The 8,626-nt window shown below is 71.6% G+C and carries 10 protein-coding genes and 2 pseudogenes; 4 read left to right on the top strand and 8 right to left on the bottom strand.

What is annotated here, in order from left to right; all coding sequences use genetic code 11:
- The 4 genes and pseudogenes from KUTG_RS63235 to KUTG_RS05240 form a co-directional block, all read right to left on the bottom strand.
- A pseudogene (locus KUTG_RS63235) lies at nt 1–282 on the bottom strand (NAD-dependent dehydratase); the annotation flags it as partial.
- A gap of 43 nt (nt 283–325) precedes the next feature.
- A pseudogene (locus KUTG_RS65970) lies at nt 326–655 on the bottom strand (NAD-dependent epimerase/dehydratase family protein); the annotation flags it as partial.
- Nucleotides 652–828 (bottom strand): PIN domain-containing protein, encoded by a 177-nt coding sequence (locus KUTG_RS60775; RefSeq protein ID WP_198047024.1) that lies wholly within the window; start codon nt 826–828, stop codon nt 652–654. The gene KUTG_RS60775 and the pseudogene KUTG_RS65970, both read right to left, overlap by 4 nt.
- Before the next feature lie 13 nt (nt 829–841).
- On the bottom strand, nt 842–1,456 hold the full coding sequence (locus KUTG_RS05240) for a flavodoxin family protein (RefSeq protein WP_043715308.1): 615 nt from the start codon (nt 1,454–1,456) through the stop codon (nt 842–844).
- A gap of 71 nt (nt 1,457–1,527) precedes the next feature.
- Here KUTG_RS05240 and KUTG_RS05235 point away from each other — a divergent pair, with 71 nt between their 5' ends.
- From KUTG_RS05235 to KUTG_RS05225, 4 genes are read left to right on the top strand one after another with little or no spacing between them, the layout of a single operon-like run.
- A complete protein-coding gene (locus tag KUTG_RS05235; RefSeq protein WP_084578917.1) occupies nt 1,528–2,490 on the top strand; it encodes an acyl-CoA dehydrogenase family protein in 963 nt (320 codons plus the stop codon).
- Complete coding sequence (locus KUTG_RS05230; RefSeq protein WP_052394006.1) at nt 2,487–3,365, top strand: PIG-L deacetylase family protein; 879 nt, start codon at nt 2,487–2,489, stop codon at nt 3,363–3,365. The genes KUTG_RS05235 and KUTG_RS05230 overlap by 4 nt, the downstream gene beginning before the upstream one ends.
- Entirely contained in the window at nt 3,335–3,757 is a 423-nt protein-coding gene (locus KUTG_RS63230) for a class I SAM-dependent methyltransferase (RefSeq protein WP_052394005.1), read from the top strand. Before KUTG_RS05230 ends, KUTG_RS63230 begins: the two co-directional genes overlap by 31 nt.
- Complete coding sequence (locus KUTG_RS05225) at nt 3,754–4,416, top strand: glycosyltransferase family 2 protein (RefSeq protein WP_043715306.1); 663 nt, start codon at nt 3,754–3,756, stop codon at nt 4,414–4,416. The genes KUTG_RS63230 and KUTG_RS05225 overlap by 4 nt, the downstream gene beginning before the upstream one ends.
- A 3-nt stretch (nt 4,417–4,419) precedes the next feature.
- On the opposite strand, the gene KUTG_RS05220 is transcribed toward KUTG_RS05225, so the two are convergent.
- The 4 genes from KUTG_RS05220 to KUTG_RS05205 all read right to left on the bottom strand — a co-directional run bounded on the left by KUTG_RS05220 (nt 4,420) and on the right by KUTG_RS05205 (nt 8,551).
- A complete protein-coding gene (locus KUTG_RS05220; RefSeq protein WP_043728376.1) occupies nt 4,420–6,261 on the bottom strand; it encodes a CheR family methyltransferase in 1,842 nt (613 codons plus the stop codon).
- 35 nt (nt 6,262–6,296) lie between these two features.
- The gene (locus tag KUTG_RS05215; RefSeq protein ID WP_052394003.1) at nt 6,297–6,920 is read right to left on the bottom strand and encodes an ATP-binding protein; all 624 of its coding nucleotides are present in this window, start codon (nt 6,918–6,920) and stop codon (nt 6,297–6,299) included.
- A 119-nt stretch (nt 6,921–7,039) separates the two neighbouring features.
- Entirely contained in the window at nt 7,040–8,053 is a 1,014-nt protein-coding gene (locus KUTG_RS05210; RefSeq protein WP_043715304.1) for a chemotaxis protein CheB, read from the bottom strand.
- Between the two features lie 120 nt (nt 8,054–8,173).
- Complete coding sequence (locus KUTG_RS05205; protein ID WP_052394001.1) at nt 8,174–8,551, bottom strand: STAS domain-containing protein; 378 nt, start codon at nt 8,549–8,551, stop codon at nt 8,174–8,176.
- Between the last annotated feature and the right edge of the window lie 75 nt (nt 8,552–8,626).

The raw sequence follows: 8,626 nt of genomic DNA, 5'->3' as shown, positions 1-8,626 counted from the left end.
TCCGGGCACGGGAATATGCACGGCGCCAGTGAGGCGAGCCAGCTTGCGAGGGGTGAGCGGGGGAGGCGCGGCGAGGTTGAAGACGCCGGGCACGCGGCCCCGCAGGGCCCGGACGATGGCGTCGGCCACGTCGCCGGCGTGGACGAACTGCAGACGCAGCTCGCCGGGCAGGGGCAGCAGCCGGAGGCGGGCCCGCGCGGCGCGGTCGAACAGGGCCGGCGGGGCGAGGCGCCCGATGAAGTAGCGCTGGATCTCGCTGGCGGCGGCGTGCTGGAGCACCAAGACGGGGCGGAAGCGGGTGACGGTCAGCGCCGACGGAGGACAGGTACACCAGATGTCCGATGCCCGAGGCGACGGCGGCCTCGAACACGCGGCGGCTACCGTCCATATTGGTCCGCTCCAGAAGGGGAACGTTGTTGCTGGGCTGGAGAAGCCAGGCCAGGTGCACGACGGCGTCGGCGGACTCGAAGGCGGCCCGGAGGAGCAGGTCGGAGTCGGGTCGGGAGATGTCGATCTCGTGCCAGGGTCCCGCGCCCGCCGGAGCGCGGCGGGAGACGCCGACGACATCGAGGTCGGGGACGGCCTCCATCGCGTGCAGCAAGGCGGTTCCGAGATGCCGGAACCGCCGACGACCACGACCCGCATGGCCGATCACTCCTCGGGGGCGAGACCGTCGTCCGCGGAGAGGCCGAGCATGTCGAGCAGTTCGGCGCACTGGCGCGGATCGTCGGAGACGCTGGCGACGGTGCGGGCGGCCCGCCGCCGCTGCTCGGGCGGGTTGCCGTCGACGACGAGCGGGGGCCGGGCCGGGTTCTTGGTGAGCGCCACGGGGTGTGCCTCCTCAAGCCGGGTAAGGGGACTCGCGCAGCAGCCGGGCCAGGTGGGCGGCGTTGCCGGCGAGCTGCTTGGTGGTCTGGGCGACGGTGTCGGGCACCTCGTCGAGATCCTTGAAGTCGGTGCCCTGCATGGCCTCGCCGACCCAGTAGGTGACGCCGCCGGCCGGAATGGTGAAGCCGATGTCGTCCAGGGCCTGGAAAAGATCGGCGCTGACCTTGTGCGCGCCGTCCTCGTTGCCGACCACGGCGACGGTGGCGACCTTGTTGTACATGTGGGGCAGGCCGTTGTCGTCGGTCTCGGAGAGCTCGCCGTCCAACCGCTCCAGCACCCGCTGGGCGACGCTGGAGGGGTGGCCCAGCCAGATCGGGGTGGCGATCAGCAGGATGTCGGCCTGCAGCAACAGGGACCGGATCACCGGCCACTCGTCGCCGCGCCCCATGTCCACCGCCACGCCCGGCTTGACCTCCCGGTCGACGACCCGGACGGTCTCGCCCTTCACGCCGTTGGCGGCGAGCTGGTCCATGACGTGCTGGGCCAGCAGATCGCTGCTGGAGTCGCCGGGCGAGGGCGTGAGTGTGCACACCAGCGCCAGGGCCCGCAGTTCGTTCGCTGTGGTCATGGCGTCGGCTACCCGGGACGACCGAGGTCAAACGGGGATTGGCGGCCGCGGGCGGAGGGTAATCCGGTGCCATGCTTGATGACCGACCGCCACCGCGGATTTCTTGGCCACGAGACGTCGACACCGTCATCACCGAGCTCCGCACGCTGGCCGCGGTCGGTGAGCTGGACCTGCCGCTGCCCGGATCGGGTGACACGGCCGGGCGCTGGGCGGCGCTGGCCCGACTCGGACGGCGCGACCTGGCCCTGGCCCGGCTGGCCGAGGGCCACACGGACGCCGTCGCGATCCTGGCGGAAGCCGGCCGCAAGCCGGCGCCGGAGGCGCTGTACGGCGTGTGGGCGGCCCGTTCCGGCGGCACGGGAGCTGTGCTGGACAACGGAGTTCTGAGCGGAACCGTCCGGTTCTGCTCCGGAGCGCACCGCTTGGACCGGGCCCTGGTCGCCTCCCTCGACGACGGGCGCAGCGTGCTGGTCGAGGTCGATCTGGCCGACGCCGGGATCACCGCCGTGCCGGGGACGTGGCTGCCGCTGGGCATGGACGCCTCGGACAGTCCGGACGTGACGATCGACGACGTGGCCGTCACCGACGACATGATCGTCGGCGATCCGGGCTTCTATCTGGACCGACCGGGGTTCTGGCAGGGTGGCATGGGGGTCGCGGCGGTGTGGTTGGGCGGGGCTCAAGGCGTGCTGGACGAGGTGCTGGCCGGACTGTCCACTCCGGACGACCATCAGCTGGCGCACATCGGCGCGCTGCACACCGCGATCCGGGCCACGGAGGCGTTGCTGGCCCAGGCGGCATCCACAGTGGACGCTGATCCGCTCGGCGATCACCACCTGCTGGCGTGGACCTGCCGGGCGGCGGCGGAGCGGGCGGCCTGGGAGGTGCTGGACCGGGTGCCCCGCGTCACCGGCCCGACGCCGATGTGCCGGGATCCCCGGTTCGCGCAACGCCTGGCCGATCTCCAGGTGTACGTGCGCCAGCACCACGCCGAGAAGGACCTGGCGGCCATCGGGAAGGCGGTGCTGGCATGACCTCGGTCGAACGCAGGTGGACGAGCCGGCTGACCGGCTTGCCGGCTTTCGACACCAGCGGCTACCGGCATGTGGTGGCGGTCGCCGCGCATCCCGACGACGAGACCCTCGGGGCCAGCGGCATCCTCCAGGCGTTGCACGACAACGGATGCCGGGTGGACGTCGTGGTGGCCAGCGACGGCGAGGCGGCGTTCCCCAAGCTGGGGCAACGAGAGCGAACCGAGCTGGGACATAGAAGGCGACTAGAGCTGGCGGAGTCGTTGCGAGTGCAGGGGATCGACGCCGAGGTCCACTGGCTCGGGCTGCCGGATTCCGGGCTCACCGAGCACGCGGACGAGATGGTCGCCGCGCTGCGGGAGCTGCTGGCCGACGCCGACTGCTGCCTGCTGCCGTGGCCGAACGACCCGCACCCCGACCACAGCATCGTCGGCAAGTCCGTGCTGGCCGCCGCGCCCGTGACCACGCACTGCTGGTCGTATCCGATCTGGATGTGGCACTGGACGGCCGAGGAGTCCGAGGAGATCCCGTGGCGGCACGCCTACGGCTACGAGCTGTCTCCGGCGCAGCGACACCGGAAGTCCAGTGGTGTCCAGGCGTTCGTGTCACAGCTGGAACGCGGGCCGGACGGCAGCGATCCCATCCTGCCGCCCGATGTGCTGGAGCACTTCGACCGCGACTGCGAGGTCCTGTTCCGGCAGCCGCGCCGGCAGAGCACCCCGATCGGACGGTTCCAGGAGCTCTACGCGGGCAACGCCGATCCCTGGCACACCAAGGACAGCTGGTACGAGCGGAGAAAGCGGGCCACCCTGCTCGCCGCGCTGCGTGCGAACGCTACTGGCACGCCGTGGAACCGGCCTGCGACACCGGCGCGCTGACCGCCGAACTGTCCGCCCGGTGCGAAAAGGTGCACGCCTTCGATGCCGTGCCCGACGCCGTCGCGGAAACCCGTCGACGCGGACTGGCCAACGTCGACGTGACGGAAGCCGTGCTGCCGGAAGGATTTCCCGACGTACAGGCCGATCTGGTGGTGCTCAGCGAGATCCTCTACTACCTGTCCGACGAGGACCTGCGCAAGACCGTCGACCACGCCATCACCGGTCTCGCGCCCGGCGGCGACCTGGTCCTCGTGCACTGGCGACCGTGGGCCCCGGAGGCCACGCGCGACGCCGCCGAGACCCACGAGCTCGTCGCCTCACGCCCCGAGTTGACGCCGCTGATCGAGCACCGGGACGAGCAGTTCCTGCTGCACGTGTTGAGGCGCCGGTGATCCGCTCCGTCGCCGTGGTCGTGCCCGCCCGCGACGAGCAGGAAACCATCGTGGCCTGTCTCCTGGCCATCCACGCGGCGACGCCGCCGACCGTGGACGTCACCGTCTGCGTCGTCGCCGACCGCTGCCGGGACAACACCGCCGCGCGAGCCCGACCCCTGGCCGACGTGGTCGTGAACCTCGACGACCGTCCACTCGGAACGGTGAGGGACCTTGGCGTCGAACGGAGTCTGACCACTCCCGCCGAGCAGTGCTGGGTGCTCACCACCGATGCCGACTCGACCGTCCACCCCGACTGGATCGCCACCCACCTGGCGCTGGCCGACCGGGGCGTCCATGCCGTGGCCGGCGGCGTTCATATCGCCGACTGGCCCGACCAGCGGCTCCGATCCAGGTATCGCGACTTCGCCCACCCCCGCCGTGAACGCGTCTACGGCGCGAATCTCGGCGTCCGCGGCGACGTCTACCGAGCCGTCGGCGGCTTCGCGCCGCTGTCCACCGGCGAGGACCAGCACCTCTGGGACCGCGTCAAGCTCGCCGGCTACCGCATGCGAACCACGGCCGAGGCCCCGGTCACCACCAGCGCCCGCACCCGGGGCCGGGCCGTCGGCGGCCTTGCCGACCTGCTCGCCGGCCTCCGTGCACCGCGTCCGGCGTGACCCTCAGTTCTCCTCCAGCACCAGGATCGCGCCCTCGGTGTCGCCGCCGCGGCTGCGCAGCGGACTGGCCACGACGCGGACGGAGACGGCGCGGCCGCGGCGGTTGACGGCGGCGATGGTGACCTCGCCGGCTGGGTCGGCGTCGACGAGGGCGCTGCGGACCAGGGGCCGCAGCTCGGACAGCGGCAGCCCGATGTCGAGGTTGAGCAGGTGCTGGCCGTTGGCCTCGTCCCGGCGCAGCCCCCACAGCTCCTCGGAGCCCCGGTTCCACACGATGACCCGCATCTCCACGTCGACCACGATCACCCCGGACCGCAGCGAGGTGAGGATGGACTCCAGGAAGTTGTTCAGGTCGTCGAGCTCGACGGACCGCTCGCTGAGGCGCTCGTTGATGGTCTGGAGCTCGTCGTTGGTCGACTGGAGCTCCTCGTTCATCGTCTCCAGCTCCTCGTTGGTGGACTGGAGTTCCTCGTTGGTCGTCTCCAGTTCCTCCACAGTGGACTGGAGCTCCTCGTTGGTGGTCTCCAGCTCCTCGTTGGTCGACTGGAGCTCCTCGTAGGCCGACTCCAGCTGCCGGTTGGCGTGCTCCAGCTCGTCCATCAGCCGCCGGGCCGCGCTGACGTCCTGGAACACGATGGACACGCCCAGCACCGTGCCCTCGCTGACCAGCGGGCTGAGCTGCACGTCGAGCCAGACGGTCTCGGCGGGGCCGCGCAGCCACTCGATGTCCTTGAGCCGCAACGTGCGCCGCTCGGCCTTGACCCGGTCGACCTGGGCCCGCAGCTCCACCGGGCGGTAGGACAGCTCGAGGTCGCGCAGCGGCCGGCCGACGTCGCGGGAGGTGAGTCCGAACATGGACTGCGCCTGGTGGTTGACCAGCAGGACCTGGTCGTCGGCCGTCACCACGATCTGGGCCACCGGTCCGGCCGAGAACGCCTGCTCGCGCAGCTCGTCATCGCCGTCGCCGGCCGTTCGTCGCGCCGGGGTCGAGGCGTGGCTGAACATGGCCCCCGGCGCGAGGCCCCGGGTCGGGACCTTGCGGAAGATCCGGCGCTTGAGGTCGACCGGCTTGAACAGGCTTTCGTAGCTGAGCAGCATCTCGGCCTTGCCGAGGAACAGCACGCCCTGCGGCAGCAGCGCGAAGTGCAGCCGGGTCAGGATCTTGGCCTGGGTCTCGGCGTTGAAGTACATCAGGGTGTTGCGGCACAGCAGCAGATGGATGCGGGAGATCGGCGCGTCCTGCACGAGGTCGTTGCGGCCGAAGATGATGGAGCGCCGCAGGTCCTGCCGGAAGATGTGCCGGCTGCCCTGCTGCTCGAAGTAGCGCTCCAGCAGGTCCGGCGGCAGCCCCTCCACCTCACGCTCGCCGTAGCTGGCCTGGCGGGCCTGCGCGAGCGCCTCCTCGTCGATGTCGGTGGCGTAGATCTTCACCCGCTGCCGGAACGCGTCCACGCCCAGCGCTTCGGTGAGCAGGATCGCCAGGCTGTAGGCCTCCTCGCCGGACGCGCAGCCGGCGCTCCACACCCGGATCGGCGCCTCCGGCCCCACCTCCTGGAGCACCTTGGGCACCACCTCGGTGCGCAGGAAGTCCCACGAGTCGGTGTCGCGGAGGAAGCCGGTGACGTTGATCAGCAGCGTGTTGAACAGCGCGGCGAACTCGTCGGTGTTGACCTGGAGGTGGTCGATGTAGTCGGGGTAGCTCTCGATGCCGACCTGGGTCATCCGCCGGTGCAGCCGCCGGGACAGGCTGGTCTGCTTGTAGCCGGTGAAGTCGAAGCCGCGGGTCTCCTTCAGATACAGCAGAACGGCCTGGAAGTCCGCGCCCGTCCGGTCGCCGGCAGTCATGTCCACCACGGGCCGACCGTACTCGGCCGCGCCGCTCACGTGCCGGCCGGCACGGCGAGCACGGCCCACACGACCTTTCCGCCGTCCCAGGTCGGGGCCGTGCCCCACACCTTGGCCAGGGCGTCCACGAGGAAGACCCCGCGGCCGCCGGTAGGCGCGGCACTCGGCTCGAACCGGGCCGGCCGCCGGTCGCTGGCGTCACGCACGGCGACGGTGAGCAGCCCGCGACGCAGCTCCAGGCGCAGCCGCGCGGACGAACCCCCGTGCAGGATGGCGTTCTCCACCAGTTCGGAGACGATCAGGCAGGCGTCGTCGACCACGTCGACCCGCCACCTGCCGAGGACCTCGGTGACGAACCGGCGGGCGGCAGCGGGGCTGCCCGGTGCGGGCGGCAGTTCGACCGTGGCCAGTTGCCGGGCCGGGACGCCGCGCAGCGCGCGGGCCGCGTCGGAAATCGTGGCGTACGTGGGCACGAATCGGTCCATGGCGGTGTTCCGCAGCAGCTCACGGGTCCGGCCGGGGTGGGCGACCAGCACCACCGGCAACCCCGGCCAATCGCTGGCCTTGCGGGCCACCGAGCCGAAGATGCTGAGCGTGAGCGGTGTGACGACGGTCAGCCGGTCGAGTTGGACGATGATCCCGGAGGGCTCGTCGGCCACGCACTTAAAACAGAAACGTTGCGCACCGAGGCCACGGTGGCCAGCGCCAGGTCGCCGTCGAGCCAGACAATCGCGGCTTGCTCCCGAGCGGTGACGCTGATAGCCAGTTTCAGGGGCGCTCACCGGCTGGTGCCCTGCTGGGCGTGCACGTCGGCGCGGATGAACTCGCGCAGCACGCCGGCGGCGTCCGCCGCCTCGGCCACCGACGCCGCGTACCGGCGCGCGACCAGGTCGTTGCCGCGCTGGATGGCGGTCCGCTCCATCCGCCGGGCCAGGCTGATCTTCTCGTCGAGGGTGCGCAGCGCGGTCCACAGGGCGCGCTCCAGCTGGGCGTCCTTCTGCTCGGCCAGCGCCTCCAGCGTCCAGGCGTGCCCGACCCGGCAGCGGTAGCGCCGGCTGCCGGGCATCGTCATCAGGCTGCCGTCGCAGTCGGGGCAGGTGAAGCCGGACGGACCGCCCATGGTGTCCATCACAAGGTCACCCTCCTGTGGGCCGTTCTCGGCGATGTCGGCCTCGATCATCTCCGAGGGCGACATCGTGGCCGGTGGCCGCTGGTCGGCCACCGGTTCCCGGGTGAGCGCGGTGAGCACGTCCCCCAGCGTCGACACCGGCGCGATCAGCGCCGTCGGCACCTCGCGCAGCGCGTTCTCCGGCATGGCCGGGTAGAGCGCGTCGGCCGGATCCTGGACGAGGGCGGCCCCGCCGCGGGCGACGATCGACACCAGACCGGCCGTGCCGTCGTCGAGCGCGCCGGACAGCACGACGCCGATGGCCCGCGCGCCGACCGCACGGGCCGCCGACCGGAACAAGGCGTCCACCGCCGGCCGGTGGCCGCTCTCCGTCGGCCCCTTCGACAGGCTCATCACGCCGTCGACGACCAGCAGATGATGGTCCGGCACCGCGGTGTAGACGTGCTGCCGGCGCAGCGGCCCGCCGTGCGTGGCCGGATGCACGGGCAGCCGGCTCTCGCGGCGCAGGATCGACGGCAGCGCGCTCGTGCCGCTGCTCGGCATGTGCAGCACCACCAACACGGTAGCCGGCAGGTCGGCCGGCAGGGCCGACACCAGTCCCCGCAACGACTCGACACCACCGGCGGATGCGCCGACCACGATCACGTCGCGGCGCTGCGGCACTGTGCGTCACCTTCTTCGCCGGCCTTCGGCCCCGGTCACCCGAGGCTACCCCCGATCGGGAGCCCCACACCTGGTCACCCCCAAGTGTTGGGCCACCCGTGGCCGGCGAGAGGGGATCGGTCAGCCGTCGACCGCCTCGGCGACGCTGGCGTAGACGCGGAACGCCAGGGTCATGCCGGTGATCTCCAGCGGCCGCAGCACCCGGCGGCTGCTGGCCACCAGGTGCAGCGTCACTTGGTTGGCGGCGGCGTGGGCGCGGGCCTCGGCCAGCATCTGGAGCCCGGACGAGCCGAAGAACGTCACGTCGGACAGGTCGACGACCACCGTCTCGGGCCGACTGTCGACGGCGCGGGTGAGCACCCGCTCGACGGCGTCACGGCTGGTCATGTCGAGCTCGCCGCTGACATGGACGACGGAAACCGGGCCGAGCGTGTCGACCGCGGCCAGTGCGGGCGGGATCGCGTCGGCGGGCGTCGGAAAAACTCCGTCACTGCCCATGGGACCGACCATAGCCAGGCGTCAGGGAGCACGGCAACAGCTGGCGCGAGCGTGAACTCCACACGTGTGCCGGCC

It is taken from the genome of Kutzneria sp. 744, assembly GCF_000568255.1.
Classification (GTDB): domain Bacteria; phylum Actinomycetota; class Actinomycetes; order Mycobacteriales; family Pseudonocardiaceae; genus Kutzneria.
This window is presented reverse-complemented; position numbering and strand designations above follow the sequence as displayed.

Coding starts and splice junctions, on each gene's coding strand:
- KUTG_RS05240 (WP_043715308.1), bottom strand. CDS start 1,456: ATGACCACAGCGAACGAACTGCGGGCCCTGGCGCTGGTGTGCACACTC.
- KUTG_RS05235 (WP_084578917.1), top strand. CDS start 1,528: ATGCTTGATGACCGACCGCCACCGCGGATTTCTTGGCCACGAGACGTC.
- KUTG_RS05230 (WP_052394006.1), top strand. CDS start 2,487: ATGACCTCGGTCGAACGCAGGTGGACGAGCCGGCTGACCGGCTTGCCG.
- KUTG_RS05220 (WP_043728376.1), bottom strand. CDS start 6,261: ATGACTGCCGGCGACCGGACGGGCGCGGACTTCCAGGCCGTTCTGCTG.
- KUTG_RS05205 (WP_052394001.1), bottom strand. CDS start 8,551: ATGGGCAGTGACGGAGTTTTTCCGACGCCCGCCGACGCGATCCCGCCC.